Source organism: Bacteroides graminisolvens, from assembly GCF_963666085.1.
Taxonomy (GTDB): Bacteria; Bacteroidota; Bacteroidia; order Bacteroidales; family Bacteroidaceae; genus Bacteroides; species Bacteroides graminisolvens.
Genome location: NZ_OY762556.1, coordinates 204,126 through 224,581 on the forward strand (window position 1 = coordinate 204,126; position 20,456 = coordinate 224,581).

18 protein-coding genes are annotated in these 20,456 nt (G+C 39.9%); all 18 read left to right on the forward strand.

Annotated features, from left to right (window positions below):
* Positions 1-4: 4 nt before the first annotated feature.
* Positions 5-1,222, forward strand: a complete 1,218-nt coding sequence (locus ACKPCE_RS00930; protein WP_319503868.1) for a nucleoside permease — start codon at positions 5-7, stop codon at positions 1,220-1,222.
* Between the two features lie 2 nt (positions 1,223-1,224).
* Positions 1,225-1,791: a bifunctional nuclease family protein gene (locus ACKPCE_RS00935; protein ID WP_319503869.1), complete on the forward strand. Its 567-nt coding sequence runs from the start codon at positions 1,225-1,227 to the stop codon at positions 1,789-1,791.
* Position 1,792: 1 nt separating this feature from the next.
* Positions 1,793-2,491: a 16S rRNA (uracil(1498)-N(3))-methyltransferase gene (locus tag ACKPCE_RS00940; protein WP_277638856.1), complete on the forward strand. Its 699-nt coding sequence runs from the start codon at positions 1,793-1,795 to the stop codon at positions 2,489-2,491.
* A 33-nt stretch (positions 2,492-2,524) separates the two neighbouring features.
* Positions 2,525-4,012: a DUF4836 family protein gene (locus ACKPCE_RS00945; protein ID WP_319503870.1), complete on the forward strand. Its 1,488-nt coding sequence runs from the start codon at positions 2,525-2,527 to the stop codon at positions 4,010-4,012.
* A gap of 15 nt (positions 4,013-4,027) precedes the next feature.
* Entirely contained in the window at positions 4,028-4,672 is a 645-nt protein-coding gene (locus ACKPCE_RS00950; protein ID WP_319505891.1) for an ATP-binding cassette domain-containing protein, read from the forward strand.
* A gap of 42 nt (positions 4,673-4,714) precedes the next feature.
* Entirely contained in the window at positions 4,715-5,917 is a 1,203-nt protein-coding gene (locus tag ACKPCE_RS00955; RefSeq protein ID WP_319503871.1) for a transporter, read from the forward strand.
* 44 nt (positions 5,918-5,961) lie between these two features.
* Positions 5,962-6,873, forward strand: coding sequence for a tRNA (adenosine(37)-N6)-dimethylallyltransferase MiaA (miaA, locus tag ACKPCE_RS00960; protein WP_319503872.1), 912 nt, complete (start codon positions 5,962-5,964; stop codon positions 6,871-6,873).
* 77 nt (positions 6,874-6,950) lie between these two features.
* Positions 6,951-7,877, forward strand: coding sequence for a diacylglycerol/lipid kinase family protein (locus ACKPCE_RS00965; RefSeq protein WP_319503873.1), 927 nt, complete (start codon positions 6,951-6,953; stop codon positions 7,875-7,877).
* A 13-nt stretch (positions 7,878-7,890) separates the two neighbouring features.
* Entirely contained in the window at positions 7,891-8,700 is an 810-nt protein-coding gene (gene kdsA / locus ACKPCE_RS00970) for a 3-deoxy-8-phosphooctulonate synthase (RefSeq protein ID WP_034781405.1), read from the forward strand.
* A 169-nt stretch (positions 8,701-8,869) separates the two neighbouring features.
* A complete protein-coding gene (locus ACKPCE_RS00975) occupies positions 8,870-11,698 on the forward strand; it encodes a M16 family metallopeptidase (protein ID WP_407654938.1) in 2,829 nt (942 codons plus the stop codon).
* 18 nt (positions 11,699-11,716) lie between these two features.
* Positions 11,717-13,204, forward strand: coding sequence for a DUF5687 family protein (locus ACKPCE_RS00980; protein ID WP_319503874.1), 1,488 nt, complete (start codon positions 11,717-11,719; stop codon positions 13,202-13,204).
* Positions 13,205-13,212: 8 nt separating this feature from the next.
* Positions 13,213-13,920 (forward strand): ABC transporter ATP-binding protein, encoded by a 708-nt coding sequence (locus ACKPCE_RS00985; protein ID WP_319503875.1) that lies wholly within the window; start codon positions 13,213-13,215, stop codon positions 13,918-13,920.
* A gap of 113 nt (positions 13,921-14,033) precedes the next feature.
* Positions 14,034-14,921, forward strand: coding sequence for a TraB/GumN family protein (locus ACKPCE_RS00990; RefSeq protein ID WP_319503876.1), 888 nt, complete (start codon positions 14,034-14,036; stop codon positions 14,919-14,921).
* A gap of 10 nt (positions 14,922-14,931) precedes the next feature.
* A complete protein-coding gene (locus ACKPCE_RS00995) occupies positions 14,932-15,822 on the forward strand; it encodes a DUF3667 domain-containing protein (protein WP_319503877.1) in 891 nt (296 codons plus the stop codon).
* Between the two features lie 153 nt (positions 15,823-15,975).
* The gene (gene rplU / locus ACKPCE_RS01000) at positions 15,976-16,293 is read left to right on the forward strand and encodes a 50S ribosomal protein L21 (RefSeq protein WP_276965310.1); all 318 of its coding nucleotides are present in this window, start codon (positions 15,976-15,978) and stop codon (positions 16,291-16,293) included.
* 22 nt (positions 16,294-16,315) lie between these two features.
* A complete protein-coding gene (gene rpmA, locus ACKPCE_RS01005; protein ID WP_276993508.1) occupies positions 16,316-16,582 on the forward strand; it encodes a 50S ribosomal protein L27 in 267 nt (88 codons plus the stop codon).
* A gap of 142 nt (positions 16,583-16,724) precedes the next feature.
* Complete coding sequence (gene serS, locus ACKPCE_RS01010; protein ID WP_319503878.1) at positions 16,725-17,999, forward strand: serine--tRNA ligase; 1,275 nt, start codon at positions 16,725-16,727, stop codon at positions 17,997-17,999.
* Positions 18,000-18,132: 133 nt separating this feature from the next.
* Positions 18,133-20,427 (forward strand): bifunctional dihydroorotate dehydrogenase B NAD binding subunit/NADPH-dependent glutamate synthase, encoded by a 2,295-nt coding sequence (locus ACKPCE_RS01015; RefSeq protein WP_319503879.1) that lies wholly within the window; start codon positions 18,133-18,135, stop codon positions 20,425-20,427.
* The last annotated feature ends 29 nt before the right edge of the window (positions 20,428-20,456 follow it).

A 20,456-nucleotide genomic window follows, 5' to 3' on the forward strand; every position in this document is an offset into this window, starting at 1 on the left:
GGCTATGAGCATTAAGTTTCGTTTAACGATCATGAACTTCCTTCAATATGCAATTTGGGGAGCATGGTTAATTTCTCTGGGTGCCTATTTGGGCGGTGAACTCTCATTCAGTGGTCGCCAAATAGGCAGTTTCTTTGCTACAATGGGTATTGCCTCTCTGTTTATGCCCGCCATCATGGGTATCATAGCCGACAGATGGATTCCCGCCCAGAAACTTCTCGGGATATGCCACATCATAGGTGCAGCATTACTGGTAGTTGCTGCTCCGCAACGAGAGTATCTCCCGCTTTATAGCTTGATATTATGCAGTGTTATGTTTTATATGCCCACCATTTCTTTATCTAACTCGGTGGCTTACAACGCATTAGCCAAATCTGGCCTCGATACAGTAAAGGCTTTCCCGCCTATCCGGGTATGGGGAACAGTTGGTTTTATCTGCGCTATGATTGCGGTCGATCTCCTTGGGTTTGCTCAATCATCCATGCAACTTTACTCATCGGCTGTGCTGGGATTCATTTTAGGAGTTTATTCTTTTACGCTTCCTAATTGTGAAGTAAGCAAAGCGTGCAAGAATCAATCGTGGGTGGACACCCTGGGACTGCGCGCATTCATGCTCTTCAAGCAAAAGAAAATGGCTATTTTCTTTGTTTTCTCCATGCTGCTGGGGGTATCGCTTCAAATTACCAATGCATTTGCCAATGATTACCTGACCAACCACTTTGGAGTGATTGATGCTTACAAAGGTACTTTCGGAGTGGAGCATGCCAATATCTTAATATCTTTATCGCAAATGTCCGAAACGCTTTGCATTCTGCTGATTCCTTTCTTCTTGAAACGTTTTGGTATCAAGAATGTGATGCTCATCAGTATGTTTGCCTGGGTGCTCCGTTTCGGTTTATTAGGAACCGGTAATCCCGGTGATGGCGTATGGATGTTAGTACTTTCCATGTTAGTTTACGGTGTTGCATTTGACTTCTTCAATATTTCAGGTTCTCTGTATGTTGATAAAGAAACGGATCCTTCCATCAGATCGAGCGCGCAAGGTGTGTTCATGATCATGACCAACGGATTTGGTGCTTTTCTGGGGTCGTATGCTGCCGGCGAGGTAGTTGACATTTTTGGCTGGCCTCATTCGTGGTTCATCTTTGCTTCGTATGCTCTGGCAGTGGGCATTTTATTCGCTATCGTCTTTAAATACAAACATAATCAGGAAATAAAGTAAGAATGGAAAGAAAGAAAGCAGAAGTACTGGTTATTGGGGTGATTAATATTCAGGAACCCAGCGGAACCTATGCGCTGTTATTGGGGGAGCTTAACGGAAATCGACAAGTTCCTGTCATTATAGGCCCCGCTGAAGCAAACCCCATAACCATGCAGCTGAAAGGAGTAGAAACACCTCGCCCCATGACTCATGATTTGTTTAAAAGTTGCCTTCGCACTTTCAATATTCAAGTCAGTGAGGTACTTATCTACAGAGTGGAGGAGGGAATCTTTTATTCTTATGTCTATTTAAAGCACAATCATGATGTGATTGCAATTGATGCCCGAACTTCAGACGCTATTTTGCTGGCTCTTACTTTCCACGCTCCGATATACATGTATGATGATATTTTAGAAACTCAATGCATGCCTTACGATGAGGATGAGGAGAGAGATGATTATTCAACGGCAAATGAGAGCGAAGAAGCTGAGTCTGTTGAGGAGCTTGAGATGGCTTTGGAAAAGGCGATTAAAGATGAGAACTACGAACTGGCCTCGGTTTTACGCGACAAGATAAAAAAACAAAAATAACATGCATGTTTTTTATACTCCTGATATTCTGACCAAAGCCGAACTTCCTGAAGAAGAGGCTGCTCACTGCACGCGGGTGCTCCGCCTCAGCGAGGGGGATGAAATAACTCTCACGGATGGAAATGGCTATTTTTATCAGGCTGAAATATCGGCTGCGAGCAACAAACGTTGCTCCGTCATAATTAAAGAGACTACTTTCCAGGAACCTTTGTGGCCGTGCCACCTGCACATTGCCATGGCGCCGACCAAGAATATGGATCGCAATGAATGGTTTGCCGAAAAGGCTACAGAGATTGGATTTAGTGAACTTACTTTTCTGAACTGTCGCTATTCGGAACGCAAAGTCATTAAAAACGAGCGCATTGAGAAGATATTGATTTCTGCCATGAAGCAATCGCTGAAAGCCAGACTGCCTAAGCTAAACGAAATGGTTGACTTCGACAAATTCATAACCGGCAACTTCGAGGGACAAAAATTTATAGCACATTGTTACGAAGGTGAAAAACCTTACTTAAAAGATGTGATCAAACCGGGTGAAGATGCACTGATACTAATTGGTCCCGAGGGCGATTTTAGCGAAGAGGAAGTGAACAAGGCAATAGAAAAGGGATTTACTCCCATAAGCCTTGGCAATTCAAGGCTTCGCACGGAGACTGCTGCTCTTGTGGCTTGCCATACGCTGATTTTAGCAAATGGATAAATGAAATTGAATAGATGATATATAACGATAACTATGAAAAGAAATGTTTCATGCTGTTTATCGGTTCTGATAGGACTGATAATTGTTTTAACCGGGTGTTCTGATAAGAAAGAGTATACCAATGCTGTACCTGCCGACACGCAAGTTTTGGCTCGCTTTGATTTAGTGGCGATTGCTCAGAAATCAGGATTAAATGACAAAGAGAACCAAGCTACGAAAGGCAAACTAATGGATGCTTTGAAAGAGGGTATGGGGGCAGCAGCCTATAAACAGATGGAGAAAATCATAGCCGATCCGGCTGAAAGTGGCTTGGCGCTGAACCAACCGGTATATCTTTTCAGTTCTCATAAGCTACCCTACCCCACGCTGCTGATTAAGGTCGACAATGAGGAAAAGGTTACTGCTACATTAGAGGCCATGGCGTCCGAACAGCTTTGCAAAAAGCCGGTTGAGGAAGGTGATTACTATTTCACAACAATGACCGATGGCTCCGTGTGTATGTACAATGAAGGTACTTTTATGCTTGTATCGGGCACAGTCAACGCCGCTTCAAAAGAGGTACAGACTACTGTTGCCAAACTGTTTGATCAGGATGCGGAAAAAAGCGGAGTAAAGAATAAGGGGTTCATTAAAATGGAACAACAAAAGGGTGATATTACTTTTTTTGCTTCCATGCGCGACTTACCCGAAGCCTATACCAAACAAATTGCCTTCGGATTGTCTGATGATGTTGATTTGCGTGAAGTATTTGTGTTAGGTGCGCTTCGTTTTGAGAATGGGAAAATAAGCATAAACTACGAAACGTATAGTGAAAACAAGGAGCTGAATGCTCAACTCGACAAACAGCAAAAGGCTTTCGGCAAACTAAAATCTTCGCTTACCGGTTTATTCCCAGCCTCAACCGTTGCCTATATCAGCATGAACATCAAAGGGAAAGACTTGTACGGCATTTTATCTGAGAATAGGGAGTTTCAAAATGCATTCATCGGGGCTGAAAGAAAAGAGGTGAAGAACTTCATCACGCATGTAAATGGTGAGGTGGCTGTAGCTATTACTGATTTTTCGATGTTTGGCATCCCGGGGTTTATTGCTTATGCCGAAATTGATAATGACGAAGCAGTGTCTGCTTTGAAAAAATATGCCATGACTTCTTTTATACCTATGTATGCGGGTAAAAGTGGAAACTTGGCTTACTTAACGAACAACAGGGCTTTGGTTGCTTCGGTAGGTAAAACAACCGAAAAATCGCTGACCAGCGCTCCTTTTGCTTCCAACATAGCAGGAAACAGTTTCTATTTTGCACTTAATGCCGAGAATATCTTGAATTTATCGGCTATAAATGAGTTAAGTAGCTACGGTGAAGAATTTGCAATGTACCGAAACATAGCTTCTCAAATTTCTTTTCTGGAAGTGAAAGGGTATGACAACGGAAAAGGTGAAGCAGCACTCGTGCTCAAGGACCCAAAAACAAATGCATTGAAACAGATGGTAAACTTTGCAAAGCAATTTACCGGTTTATAATAAAGAAAAGAAATGATGGACTGCATTCACTTGCAGCAAACACTACCAGCAGTGTTTGCTGACCGCAACTCAATAGAGTCTGATGTTTGGCACAAAGACATACGTTTTGAGAAAAAAGGAATTTACCTGATTGAAGCGGCATCTGGTACCGGCAAGTCTTCTTTGTGTAACTTCATCTATGGTTACAGGAAAGATTACCAAGGCATCATTAATTTTAATTCTGATAACATCCGTTCATATAAAATCAAACAATGGGTGGAAATCAGAAAGCATTCTATCAGTATGTTATTTCAGGATATGCGGTTATTTACTGAACTTACTGCCATGGAAAACATATTGCTTAAGAATAACTTAACGCATTTTAAAAGCAAAAAAGAAATAGTCTCATTCTTTGAGGCGATGGGAATTGCCGACAAACTAGATAGCAAAGTAGGCCGGTTGTCTTTCGGGCAACAACAACGTGTGGCATTCATACGCTCGCTTTGCCAGCCTTTCGATTTTATCTTCCTGGATGAACCGGTGAGCCATCTGGATGACACAAACGGAGAGATTATGGGGGGGATACTAATGAATGAAGCCAACAAGCAAGGTGCGGGTATCATCGTAACCTCTATTGGCAAGCACATTACGCTTCCTTACACTGAGACATTAAAATTATAAGTATAACATGGAGCAGGCATAACCGCTCAAAACCGTAAAACAATGAAACTTCTTTGGAAACTTCTTCGCCAGCACATTAGCATAGGACAACTAACCGGTTTTTTCCTGGCGAATCTCTTTGGTATGTCTATTGTCTTATTAAGCATACAGTTTTATAAAGATGTAATACCTGTCTTTACGGAAGGTGACAGCTTTATGAAGAAGGAATATCTGATTGTCACAAAGAAAATCAGTGCAATCGGGTCTTTCGCAGGTAAAACGAATACTTTCTCTGAAGATGAATTGAAGTCGCTTCAGGAACAACGTTTTTCAAAAGATGTAGGTGCTTTTACTCCTTCGCAGTTCAAAGTATCAGCCGGTTTTGGGATGAAAGAGGCAGGTATCAGTCTGTCAACAGAGATGTTTTTTGAATCGGTGCCCAACAAGTTTGTGGATGTTAGTCTGGACAAATGGCATTTCGACAAAGAAAGTCGCTCCATCCCTATCATAATACCCCGGAGTTACTTGAACTTATACAATTTTGGGTTCGCACAATCACGTAGTTTACCTAAACTTTCCGAGGGGGTTATGGGACTGATTCAGATGGATATTGTCATCAAAGGAAACGGACGTTTAGAGCAATACAAAGGAAACATTGTGGGGTTCTCAAACAGATTGAATACGATTTTGGTACCGGAAGATTTTATGAAATGGGCCAATAGTGAGTTTGCCGATGAGAATAAGCCTCAGCCTGTGCGACTAATTGTTGAGGTTGACAATCCTGCCGACGATGGAATAGCTCGCTATTTTCAAGAAAAAGGCTACGAGGCTGAGAATGATAAGCTGGATGCCGGTAAAACAACTTATTTCTTAAGACTCATAACGGGTATCGTCATGGGAGTAGGCTTATTTATAAGCATTCTTTCGTTCTACATCCTGATGCTGAGTATTTTCTTGCTGCTTCAGAAGAATACGGTTAAGCTGGAGAGTTTGCTACTTATTGGCTATAGTCCGGCCAAAGTAGCTATTCCCTATCAGGTTCTGACTCTCGGACTAAACCTCATCGTATTGGCGTTAAGCATCGGCATCGTTATGTATATGCGTGGTATGTACACGGAAGTGCTTATGCAGTTGTTTCCTCAAATGGAAATGTCCATCATGTGGCCGGCATACGTAGCTGGTATTATTTTATTCAGCTTAGTATCCGTTATTAATATTATTGCAATCAGAAAAAAAATAGCTTCTATCTGGCTACATAAGAGTTAATCACTTTTTTTGTTATCTTTGTAGAAATATAATCAGATACTGCTATGCCAAACTATGATTTAATTGCCATACTGGGTCCTACTGCATCGGGTAAAACTTCTTTTGCTGCCACATTGGCTTATGAACTCGACACTGAAATTATCAGTGCTGATTCTCGCCAAATATACAGAGAGATGGATTTAGGAACAGGAAAAGATCTGGCAGATTATACAGTCAACGGTAAGCAGATTCCTTATCATCTTATTGATATTGCAGAACCCGGATACAAGTACAATGTATTTGAATACCAACGTGATTTTCTAAATGCCTACCAAAGCATTAAACAAAAAGGCCGTTTGCCTGTTTTATGCGGTGGAACAGGTTTATATCTGGAGTCTGTTCTCAAAGGGTATCAGTTAATTCCTGTTCCTGAAAACCCGGAACTGAGAACCAGGCTGGCCGGTAAAACGCTGGAGGAGCTGACGGATCTATTATCGACTTATAAAACGCTCCACAATTCGACGGATGTTGATACGGCCAAAAGAGCCATTCGCGCCATTGAAATAGAAGAGTATTATGCGACTCATGATTTGTCGGCCAGGGAGTTTCCATCCATTAACAGTTTGATTATCGGTGTTGATATTGATAGGGAACTTAGACGGGAGAAAATAACCAAACGCTTGCGTCAAAGACTGGATGAAGGAATGGTTGAGGAGGTTCAGCAATTGCTGAACAAAGGCATTCAGCCCGAAGATTTGATTTATTACGGACTGGAATATAAGTACCTCACGCTGTATGTAACCGGAGAAATCAGTTTCGAAGAGATGTTTAAACAGCTGGAAATAGCCATTCATCAGTTTGCCAAACGACAAATGACTTGGTTCAGGGGGATGGAAAGAAAAGGATTTAAGATACATTGGATACAGGCATCCATGCCTACAGATGAAAAAATAGAACTGGTTAAAAAATTAATTTAATCAGGATGAACTGAAAAAGCCTCCGTCAATTGATTAGTGCTTTGAAGTTCTAGTAACTCTCTAAAAAAAGAACAACTATGAGTGTAGATTCAGGAAAATGGGGAGTAATATACAATCCCAGAGCCGGTACCAGAAAAGCTCAAAAAAGATGGAAGGAAATTAAAGAATACATAGACAACAAACAAGTTGCCTATGATTATATACAGTCCGAAGGGTTTGGCTCCGTTGAGAGAATTGCCGGTATGTTTGCAAATAACGGTTATAAAACCATTGTAGTAGTGGGTGGTGATGGTGCACTAAATGATGCTATTAATGGAATAATGGCATCGGACGCTCCCGAAAAAAGCAGCATTGCCATTGGTTTAATTCCCAATGGGATTGGTAACGATTTTGCCGACTACTGGGGACTGACGCTTGACTATAAAGTGGCGGTTGACTGGATTATCAATAACAGAAAAAAGAAAATAGATGTGGGGGTTTGCAGTTATTATAATGGGAAATCTCACGAGAAACGGTATTTTCTGAATGCTGTAAACATAGGCCTTGGGGCAAGAATTGTATCTATTACTGATCAGACTAAACGCTTCTGGGGAGTTAAATTCTTATCTTATGTGGCTGCACTGTTTTTATTGTTCTTTGAGAGGAAGCTTTACCGAAGCCATCTCAAGATAAACGATGAACACATCAGGGGTCGCATCATGACCGTCTGCGTGGGAAGTGCCAAAGGGTATGGTCAGACGCCCAGTGCTGTTCCCTATAACGGGTGGCTCGACGTATCGGTCATTCATCGCCCGGAACTTCTTCAGTTGGTGTGGGGACTATGGATGTTGATTGAGGGCCGAATTCTTAATCATAAAATGGTGAAGTCATATAGAACCAAAAAAGTACGGGTGTTACGAGCAAAAAATGCATCGGTTGACTTAGATGGTCGCTTGTTACCCAAACACTTCCCTATTGACATTGGCATCATTCCTGAAGCAATAACCTTGATTATTCCTAATTAAATTGATTATAAAGATGAGAATCAAAGAATTAAAACATACTGACTCAGATAATTTCTTTCTGTTGGCCGGTCCGTGCGTCATTGAAGGTGAGGATATGGCACTTCGCATCGCTGAAAAGGTAGTCGATATCACAGATCGATTAAGAATTCCTTATGTATTTAAAGGGTCTTATCGCAAGGCAAATCGTTCCAGGTTAGACTCTTTCATGGGAATAGGTGATGAAAAGGCGCTGAAAATACTTAAAAAGGTGAGCGATACATTTAATGTTCCAACGGTAACAGACATACACAGTCCGGAAGAGGCAGTTATGGCAGCCGAATATGTAGATGTGTTGCAGATACCCGCTTTTTTATGCCGGCAAACGGATTTATTAGTAGCAGCTGCCAAGACCGGTAAAATAGTAAATATCAAGAAGGGACAGTTTCTTTCGCCTATGGCTATGCAGTTTGCGGCTGACAAAGTGGTTGAGGCGGGCAACGAGAACGTAATGATCACGGAACGCGGAACAACCTTTGGTTATCAGGATTTAGTTGTTGATTACAGAGGAATTCCTCAAATGCAAACGTTCGGATTTCCTGTTATACTAGATGTTACGCACTCGCTGCAACAACCCAATCAGTCGAGTGGCGTAACAGGTGGCATGCCCCAATTGATTGAGACTGTAGCCAAAGCCGGCATAGCTGTTGGAGCCGACGGATTATTCATTGAAACACACGAAAATCCTTCTGTTGCCAAAAGTGATGGAGCCAATATGCTGCAACTCGATTTATTGGAAGATTTGCTAACCAAACTAGTACGTATACGCCAGGCAATCAAAGCGTAAATACCACTTGATAGCTACCGAAACAAAATGTTCTACTGTCTTTTTTTTCGGTAGCTATGTCTATTCTATCCTCCCTTGTTTATTCTTTTTTTCTGCTATGTGTGATTAATCTACCGCAGTGGCCGACCAATGTAGCATAATAGAAAATCACATAAAAAAACATTCTAAAATGAAACATCTATTTCTCACATGTAAAGTTGCTGTTGCATTCTTTTTTTGTGCTCAGACAAGTATTACTTTTGCACAACAAATGCCCCCTGTTCCGGTAGATACCAAAGTTCGTATTGGAAAACTGGAAAATGGGTTGACTTATTACATCAGAAAAAACAATCTACCCGAAAAAAGAGCCGATTTTTATATCGCTCAAAAAGTTGGAGCCATCCAAGAAGAGCCTTCACAGAGAGGTTTGGCGCATTTTTTGGAACACATGTGTTTTAACGGCACCAAACATTTTCCCGGCAGTCAACTAAAAGAGTATCTGGAAAGTATCGGCGTTAAGTTCGGTGAAAATCTGAATGCATATACATCGGTTGACGAGACTGTTTATAATATATCCAATGTGCCGGTTCACAGAGAAGGGCCCATTGATTCTTGTCTGCTCATTCTGCATGATTGGTCAAACGACTTATTGTTGGAGGAGAAAGAGATAGATAAAGAACGTGGAGTCATACACGAAGAATGGCGTACACGCATGAGTGCCAATCAACGTTTACAAGAGAAGGCGCTTCCACAAATGTTTCCAGGTTCCAAATATGCCGACTGTTTACCTATAGGCAATATGGATGTTGTGGATAATTTTAAGTATCAGACATTAAGAGATTATTACGAAACATGGTATCGTCCTGATCTTCAGGGAATTGTCATCGTTGGTGATATAGATGTTGATCAGGTTGAAGCTAAAATTAAAAAAATATTCTCAGACATACCCGCACCAACTAATGCGAAAGAAAGAGTATATTATCCGGTTAATAACAACAAGGAACCGATAGTTATTATTGAAAAAGACAAAGAACTTCCCAATGTGCAGCTTCTTATTTTTAACAAGCACGACTATACTCCTCTCGAACAAAAAAACAACTTGGGATATGTAGTTGAGAATTATGCTAAAAGTTTGATTAGCAACATGTTGAATGCCAGACTGAATGAGTTGGTACAAACGGCCAATCCTCCTTATGTTTTTGCTCAATCGGGCGACGAGGAGTTTTTTGTAGCTAAAACAAAAGATGCATTCACTAGTATCGTTATTTGCAAAGAAAACGAGGTAGAGCAAGGCTTAGCTGCCGCACTACGTGAAGTAGAAAGAGCACGTCGTTTCGGTTTCACTGAATCAGAATACAATAGAGCCAAAAGCGAATATCTGCGTCACCTGGAATCAGCATACAATGAACGTGATAAAAATAAAAACGAGAGCTATGTTCAGCAGTATGTACGACACTTCCTCGACAACGAACCGATACCCGGTATTGAAAACGAATATACAATTTTAAATCAGATTGCTCCGGCTATTCCGGTACAGGCTCTTAACCAAATGATGCAAAGCTTAGTTACCGACAGTAATCTCGTTGTGGCTTTATTCGGTCCTGATAAAGAGGGAATAAAATATCCGGAAAAAGAGCAACTTCTTGACGTTATCACAAAAGTAAAGGCTGAGGAACTGACTGCTTATGTAGACAAAGTCTCTAATGAGCCGCTAGTAGCCAACAAGCCTAAAGGGGGTAAGATTGTTAAGACACAGAATAATTCTATCTTAGGAACAACAGAGCTGACCTTGTCAAATGGTATCAAAGTATATCTGAAGAAAACTGAATTTAAAGCCGATGAGATACTCATGAAGGGCTTCAGTTTAGGTGGTAGTTCACTCTTCCCCGATACGGAAATAGCAAACATAATGAATTTGAATGACGTTGCTGCAGTAGGCGGTTTAGGTAAATTCAGTACTACGGAACTTGAAAAGGTGCTTGCGGGAAAGAAAGCTTCTGCAAGTGCTAGTATTGGAGACAAAACAGAGGCAATTAACGGTAGCTGTTCTCCTAAAGATTTTGAAACCATGATGCAACTCACCTACTTGAGATTTACGGAACCTCGTAAAGACCTTGATGCATTTAGTTCTTATAAAACCCGAACAAAGGCTGCACTGCAAAATCAAGAACTGCAACCAATGGTTACTTTAGTGGACTCAATACAGCAAATTGTGTACAACAAGCACCCGAGAAAACAAAGACTCAAGGCTGCAAACATTGACCAGATTGATTATGATAAGATTCTTTCAATGTATGGCGATCGATTCAAAGATGCAGGCGACTTCAAATTTATCTTTGTAGGAAACATTGAAATTGATAGCATTAAACCTTATATTGAACTGTATTTGGGTTCATTGCCTAATTTGAAAAGAAAAGAATCATTCAAAGACAATAAAACTTATTTCAAAAAGGGTCTTTATAAAAGTGAATTTATAAAAGAACAAGAAGCAGTTAAAGCATCGGAATTTGTTTTTTATAATGGCAATTGCAGCTACAATCTTAAAAACAACATTCTCATGAGCATGACCGAACAAATTCTCACACTGTTATACACCGAAAAGGTACGTGAAGAGGAAGGCGGTACTTATGGCGTTTATGTAAGCGGAGCGCTCGATAAATTCCCTAAAGAAAGCTACAACCTGCAAATCATGTTCGATACGGATCCGGCCAAGAAAGATAAGTTAATGCAAATCATTTTGGGAGAGATTCAACAGATTGCCGACAAAGGTACTACTCAAGAAAACCTCAGCAAAGTAAAAGAATTCATGCTCAAAAAATATACCGAAAATCAAAAAGAGAATGGATACTGGCTGGGACAAATTGACGAAATGCTCTTCACCGGAAGCAACATGAGCAATGAATATGAAAACATTGTCAATGCGATTTCAAATGCAGACATACAGAAGTTTGCTTCAGAGATATTCTCTCAAAACAATCGGGTAGAGATCAGCATGATCAGTCCTGAAAAAAAGAAATAATAACTTGTATACAGAATTATGCTTTTTAATGAACTAAGAAAACATCACAGGCTTGCCGCCAAAAGACATCCGATGTATGAGAAGAATCGTTTTGGGAAATTCTTCATGTATTTCATGTCTGTCTTTTGGGCGGGCTACCTCATCTTCTTCGGCACAACTTTTGCATTTACTTTTGCCGAAGGAATACCCAACATGGAACCTTATCATGTGCTGAACAGCGGATTGATATTTGTTTTAGCATTGGACTTTCTATCTCGTTTTTCTTTTCAGAAGACCCCTACGCAGGAAGTAAAGCCCTATTTATTATTACCAATCAAAAAGAGCAGGATACAAGATTTCCTGCTCATCCGCTCGGGAGTTGACCCGTTTAACTTCTTATGGCTATTCATGTTTGTTCCATTTGCCATTATAACAGTAACCAAGTATTATGGAGTAATGGGAGTGATTACTTATTCACTTGGTATCTACTTATTAATGGTGCTAAATAACTATTGGTATCTTTTCTGCCGTACGCTAATCAATGAAAAGCTTTATTGGATCGGGTTACCTTTAGTTGTCTATGCCTTGATTGGAGTAGCCACTTTCCTTCCGAAAGAGAGTATTGTCGACAATCTCACTATGGATTTAGGCGAAGGTTACATTGAAGGTAATGTACTGTTTTTCGCCGGAACATTACTCGCCATAACTGCTGCCTGGTTTATCAATAAATGGCTGTTAAGCAAATTAGCTTATTCAGAGTTGAACAAGGTGGAAGATACGAAGGTGAAACATGTTTCCGATTATAGTTTCCTTGAAAAATACGGTGAAATTGGTGAGTATTTGCGTCTTGAGCTAAAGATGTTGTTTAGAAACAAAAGATGCAAAACTTCATTGAGAATGATTGCCATTATTGTTGTATTCTTCTCTCTTATGCTGAGTTTCTCTGGAGCATACGACGGTACATTCATGAAAAGCTTCGTTTCTATCTATGCTTTCGTTGCCTTTGGTATGGTAATCCTAACTCAAATAATGAGCTTTGAAGGTAACTACATTGATGGTTTGATGACACGAAAAGAGTCTATATTCAACCTGCTGAAAGCCAAATATTATTTTTATAGTTTGGGAGTGATTATTCCTAATATCTTAATGATTCCGGCTATGATAATGGGAAAGATCAGTGTCTTGGATGCATTGTCATTCAGTTTCGTTGCGATTGGACCCATCTATTTTATACTATTCCAGTTAGCTGTTTACAACAATAAAACAGTTCCTTTAAACGAAGGGGTGACAGGTAGACAAGCTTCGGGAACCGGATTTCAAACAATTGTAAGTTTCACCTCATTTGGTTTACCTATGCTGTTGAACTTCGGTCTTAAATCGGCTTTTGGTGAAACAGCAGGTACATTCATTCTGCTCGGGATAGGATTGGGATTCACGTTAACCGCACATATTTGGATTAAAAACGTTTATGTGCGATTCATGAAAAGAAGATATAAAAATATGGAAGGTTTCAGAGATACAAAATAAGAAGAGATATGATTACGATAAATGAATTACAGAAAATATTTGGAGAAAAGATAGCAGTCGATATTAACAGCTATACTATTAATCCAGGCGAGATGATTGGTCTTGTTGGCAATAACGGTGCGGGAAAAACTACTTTGTTCCGTTTGATACTAGACTTGTTGAAGGCTGACAAGGGCAATGTAACGATCAAAGACATTGATGTAAGCAAGAATGAAGAATGGAAAACATTCACTGGAGCATTTATTGACGATGGGTTTCTTATTGACTACCTTACACCCGAGGAATATTTCTATTTTGTTGGAAAGATGAACGGAATGAAGAAAGAAGCCGTTGATGAGAGATTGGCAACTTTTGAAAGATTCATGAATGGTGAAGTCATGGGACAGAAGAAATACATACGTAATTTCTCAGCTGGTAACAAACAAAAGATTGGCATTATATCTGCCATGCTTCATCAACCGGAACTGTTAATTCTGGATGAACCGTTTAATTTCTTAGACCCAAGTTCTCAATCCATTATCAAACAATTGCTGAAGAAGTACAACGAAGAAACTCATGCTACCATACTTATTTCAAGCCATAACTTGAGTCATACGGTCGATATTTGTCCGCGCATAGCTTTGTTAGAACATGGAATTATAATAAAAGACATCAAAAATGAAAACAATTCTGCCGAAAAAGAGTTGGAAGAGTATTTCAATGTAACTGTTGAATAGCTTATCAGCTGTCGCTTCACAACTTTGTCTGACAGCATGTAAAGCCGGCGTGCCAGAACTCAATGATAGAGTTCTGGCACGCATAAGTATTAATTAATCAAATAAAAAATACAATGGTGAAACTAAAATTATGTCTCTTTTTCTTAGCATGCTTCAGTTTAAATACAAATGCTCAACTTCTGTGGAAAATAAGTGGTAAGGGACTTAAGGCTCCTTCATACCTTATGGGAACTCATCACTTAGCCCCACTAAGTATTATGGATAGCATAAAAGGTATGCAAACAGCTTTGAATTCAACAACACAAGTAATTGGCGAATTAAATATGTCAGACATACATAAACCGGCCAACATACAACTCCTGCAAAAAAAGATGATGATTGAGTGCGATACCACACTACAGACTCTCCTTTCACCGTCAGATTATGATACGGTTAATAAATTCACAAAAGAATCTCTCAACTTCGACTTGTCGCAAATGCCCAAAGTCAAACCTGCTTTTATATCCAATAATGCAGTTGTTATAATATACATGAAGCACATTGGTAACTTCAACCCTCAAGAACAATTGGATTCTTATTTCCAGAAGCAAGGTACTGAGAAAGGGAAAAAAATAGAAGCACTGGAAACCCTCGATTTTCAGCTTAATATACTTTATAACAGCAGCTCACTTCAAAGACAAGCTCAGTTATTAGTCTGCGCTTTGAACGATTTACCTCAAATTATTGACAACACAAAAAGACTCTCAGCCGCTTACATGACTCAAGATCTCAACCTTATGCAACAAATAGCCGAAGAGAAGCAAGGAAATTCTTGTGATCCATTGGCCCAAGAAATAGAAAGCATGATTACTGCCCGCAATAAAACATGGGCTGACAAGCTTCCTTCATTAATAGAAACGGCGCCCTCCTTTATTGCAGTAGGAGCTCTGCATCTGCCTGGAGAAGAAGGCTTGATTAATTTATTGAGAGCCCAAGGATATCAGATTGAAGCTGTTTGGTAAATCGAATAACATGAATACTCAAAGAATCAAGGCATACATTCGTTTAATCACTTTTCGAATCAAAGAAGGAAAGAAAATCCCTGTATATCACCAAGAGGGAACTACAATCTGTGGCAACTGCCAAACAGACTTCAGCGGAAACTATTGTTTGAACTGCGGTCAGCACAAAGATGTACCCAGGTTTTCGTACAAATGGATTGCCAAAAACATGATTGGAGGATGGATAAACATTGATAGTGGATTCTTTTTCACTATAAAAGAGCTGTTTATAAGACCGGGATATATGATAAATGATTATATAACCGGAAAAAGAATACGCTATTTCAGACCTCTTCAGATGTTATTCGTGTTAGGAGCTGTATACGTACTCTTAAGTCAAGCGCTATATTCTTCTGCAGAAAGCATAATTAGCCATGATAAAGAAAACCAGGAATTAGTTCTTGAATTGGGGAAAATCAATATTGGAAAATGGATTACGGAAAATGAATTCATTCAGTCCGTTTACAAATTGTTGGATAGCTGGTTTAGCAGCAATAGAGCGTTAGGGGTTGTTTGGATGTTGCCAGTATCTGCCTTAGCCATGAAAATTGCTTTTAGGAAAGGGGCACGGAAGCTAAATTTAAACTTAGTTGAATATTTCCTAGTGAGGACTTATGCTGCCTGCCAAATATTTATCGTTTCAATTTTACTTCTTCCCTCATCGAAGGATCCGGAAAATTCACTGCCTTGGTGGTTGTATTTTATATTTTCTTTTTGGATCAACCTGCAATTATTCAATGATAAGATTAAAACAACGTTTTTCAGAACAGTACTCATGTACGTCTATTTAGTTTTAATACTAATTATACTCGCATTATTTTTAGTCAGCATATTGGTATTTATACTCTGGATATTCAATTAAGATAATATAAAAGAAAAAAAGATAAATGTTTGTCTGATTGAAAGAAAATATCTAATTTTGTGCCCTGATTATTCCGCAACGGGTAAACTAAGTGTACTTTGAGTGATTAAAGACCACCCGCCGGATCAAACCTGTATAGCAATATTATAACAGATGTACGCAATCGTAGAAATCAACGGTCAGCAATTCAAAGCAGAAGCTGGCAAAAAACTGTTTGTTCACCACATGCAAGAAGCTGAAAACGGATCAACAGTTGAGTTTGACAAAGTTCTTTTGGTAGATAAAGACGGAACTGTAACAGTTGGTCTTCCTACTATCGAAGGAGCTAAAGTTGTATGTGAAGTTGTTTCAAACCTTGTTAAAGGCGACAAAGTGATCGTTTTCCACAAGAAAAGAAGAAAAGGTTACAGAAAACGTAACGGACACCGTCAACAGTTTACAGAGTTAAAAATCACAGAAGTAGTAGCTTAATCAATTTAAATTTTAAGAAGAAATGGCACATAAAAAAGGTGTCGGTAGTTCTAAGAACGGCCGCGAATCAGCAAGTAAGAGATTAGGCGTGAAGATATTTGGTGGCGAAACTTGTAAAGCAGGTAACATCATCGTTCGTCAAAGAGGTACTGAATTCCACCCGGGAAATAACATCGGAATGGGAAAGGACCACACTCTTTTCGCTTTAGTTGATGGAGTTGTAACTTTCAAGAAAGGTAAAGAAGACAAGAGATTCGTATCTATTGTTCCTGCTCAAACAGAAGCATAATTCTTTGTTGAAAACACAAATAAAAGAAAAAAGAAAGAGGTGTCACTTTTAAGTTGCACCTCTTTCTTTTTATATATAAATCACATCGTGTCTTTATTTTATTTATCTTTGCACACGAAATTTGATATTTAAAAAAACAGATATGCTTACCATTAAACAAATTACAGAAAATACAGACGCTGTATTACGCGGTCTGGAGAAAAAACACTTTAAGAATGCTCAAGAAGTGATTTCTCAGGTGATTGAAGCAAACGACAAGAGACGTAATTCGCAAAATCAGTTAGACAAAAACCTGGCAGAAGTAAACTCCTTATCGAGATCCGTAGGTCAGCTAATGAAAGAAGGTAAGAAAGAAGAAGCTGAAACTGCGCGTTTGCAGGTAAATGAAATAAAAGAAAAGAACAAGGAACTGGAGGCAGCCATGAATGAGGCAGCAACTGAACTCCAAAATTTATTATATACCATACCCAATATCCCTAATGAGGGTGTTCCCGAAGGTTATGGTGCAGAGGATAATGTCGTTGAACGAATGGGAGGAAACCATGCTGAACTGCCAGCCGACGCACTTCCACATTGGGAACTAGCCAAAAAATATGATCTTATTGATTTTGAACTCGGAGTCAAGATTACAGGAGCCGGATTTCCTGTTTATAAAGGAAAAGGGGCACGCTTACAAAGAGCGCTTATCAATTTTTTCCTCGATGAAGCAAGGGATGCAGGTTATCTTGAAATAGAACCTCCTTACGTGGTGAACGCAGCTTCCGGGTATGGCACAGGACAGTTACCCGACAAAGAAGGACAGATGTATCATGCCAATGAGGATGATTTATATCTGATTCCAACCGCTGAAGTTCCCGTAACTAATATCTATCGGGATGTTATTTTGGAAGAAAAAGAATTGCCGATAAAAAACTGCGCATACTCTGCGTGTTTCCGTCGTGAAGCCGGTTCTTACGGTAAAGACGTAAGAGGTTTGAACCGCTTGCATCAATTTAATAAAGTAGAGATTGTACGTATTGACAAACCAGAGCACTCATACGAATCACTAAATGAGATGATTGCGCATGTTGAAAATCTGGTTCAGAAACTGGAACTACCCTATCGCATCTTGCGACTTTGCGGAGGAGATATGAGTTTCACTTCTGCAATCACTTTCGATTTTGAAGTATTCTCTGCTGCTCAAAAAAGATGGTTGGAAGTAAGTTCGGTATCAAATTTCGAATCATACCAAGCCAATAGACTTAAATGCCGTTACAGATCCGGAGAGAAAAAAACAGAACTTTGCCATACGCTAAACGGTTCCGCCTTGGCTTTGCCTAGAATTGTTGCTGCATTACTAGAAAACAACCAAACTCCAGAAGGTATTAAAATACCCAAAGCATTGATTCCTTATTGCGGTTTTGATATAATTGATTAATATTTTGTTCATAACATGATAAAAGCCACCCATTTGAGGTGGCTTTTCTTTTACATTTACTAAAATAGCAGTATCTTTGTCCCGCAACAATCTGACATAGGTTACATACAAATTACAACAAATTAATTAAATAATGAACAGAATCGTAAACAAAGAGCACTTTTCCGAGAAAGTTTTTAAGCTTGAGATAGATGCTCCTCTTATCGCAAAATCACGCAAGGCCGGACATTTTGTAATTGTTCGCGTTGGGGAAAAAGGCGAACGTATGCCACTGACTATTGCAGGTGCCGACATCGCAAAAGGTACTATTACACTCGTAGTTCAGGAAGTTGGATTATCATCAACGCGGTTGTGCGAACTCAACGTGGGAGACTATATTACAGATGTGGTGGGTCCACTGGGACAGGCCACTCACATAGAAAACTTCGGTACTGTAGTTTGTGCGGGAGGCGGTGTAGGTATTGCTCCCATGCTTCCTATTGTTCAAGCTCTAAAAGCAGCAGGCAATAAAGTTATTTCTGTATTGGCAGGCAGAAGCAAGGAATTAATTATCTTGGAAAAAGAGATTCGCGAAAGTTCTGATGAAGTCATTATTATGACGGATGATGGATCATATGGCAGAAAAGGGCTTGTCACCGAAGGAGTGGAAGAAGTTCTCAAGCGTGAGAAGGTAAACAAATGCTTTGCTATTGGTCCGGCTATTATGATGAAATTCGTATGCCTACTTACCAAAAAGTACGAAGTTCCAACGGATGTTTCATTGAATACCATTATGGTTGACGGAACAGGAATGTGTGGAGCATGTCGTATTACTATAGGAGGAAAAACCAAGTTTGTTTGTATTGATGGACCCGAATTTGACGGACACCAAGTTGATTTTGATGAAATGTTGAAACGCATGAATGCTTTCAAAAGCATTGAGCGTGAGGAAATGAATAAGCTTGAAGCCAACTGTGAAGCTACCAAAAAGACTGAACTTACTGGAAGAGACGCTCCTTGGCGCGAAGAATTAAGAAAATCAATTAAAGCCAAAGAAAGAGCCGGTATAGCCCGCGTTAAGATGAATGAACTTGATGCTGAATATCGTTCTCATAGCCGTAAGGAAGAAGTTAATCAGGGACTGACAGCCGAACAGGCGGTCATTGAAGCCAAACGCTGCCTTGATTGCGCCAATCCGGGTTGCATGGAAGGTTGTCCTGTAGGAATTGACATCCCCCAATTTATAAAAAACATTGAACGTGGAGAATTTCTTGAAGCAGCAGTAACGTTAAAAGAAACAAGTGCATTACCCGCAGTATGCGGACGCGTATGTCCTCAAGAGAAACAATGCGAATCAAAATGTATCCACTTAAAGATGGGTAAAGAGGCTGTTGCCATAGGAAACTTGGAACGGTTTGCTGCCGACTACGAACGTGAAAGCGGACAAATATCTGTTCCTACTATAGCAGAAAAGAACGGAATAAAAGTAGCCGCCATCGGTTCGGGACCTGCCGGACTCGCCTTCGCCGGAGATATGGCGAAATACGGATATGACGTAACGGTATTCGAAGCTTTACATGAAATTGGAGGTGTACTAAAATACGGAATTCCTGAGTTCCGTTTACCCAATAAGATTGTAGATGTTGAAATTGACAATCTTTCAAAAATGGGAGTGGAATTCATCAAAGACTGTATCGTAGGGAAAACAATCAGCATTGAAGATCTCAAACAAGAAAGATTCAAAGGATTTTTTGTCGCATCGGGTGCCGGTCTTCCTAATTTCATGAACATCCCCGGTGAGAATTCTATCAATATTATGTCCTCCAATGAATACCTAACACGAGTAAACCTCATGGATGCAGCAAGTCCGGATTCTGACACGCCCGTATCTTTAGGTAAAAATGTAGCAGTAATAGGTGGCGGTAATACGGCAATGGATTCAGTGAGAACAGCCAAGAGACTTGGAGCTGAGCGTGCTATGATTATTTATCGTCGGTCAGAAGAAGAAATGCCTGCGCGTTTAGAAGAAGTGAAACACGCAAAAGAAGAAGGGGTAGAATTCCTGACCTTACATAATCCGATTGAATACATTGCCGACGAACAAGGCAAAGTAAAACAAGTAGTACTGCAACAGATGGAATTAGGAGAACCGGATGAATCAGGAAGACGTAGCCCAAGAGCCATCCCCGGTGCTACTGTTACCGTTGACATTGATTTGGCAATTGTCAGTGTAGGCGTATCCCCTAACCCAATTGTGCCTAGCTCAATAAAAGGGCTTGAAGTTGGAAGAAAAGGTACTATCACCGTTGACGAAAATATGGAATCCTCTATACCTACAATTTATGCAGGAGGAGACATTGTCAGAGGTGGCGCTACCGTAATTCTGGCCATGGGAGACGGCAGAAAGGCAGCCGCATCTATGAACGAAAAACTTAAAGTTCAGAAATAAATAACTTCACATAAAAAAGAAGAAGGCGT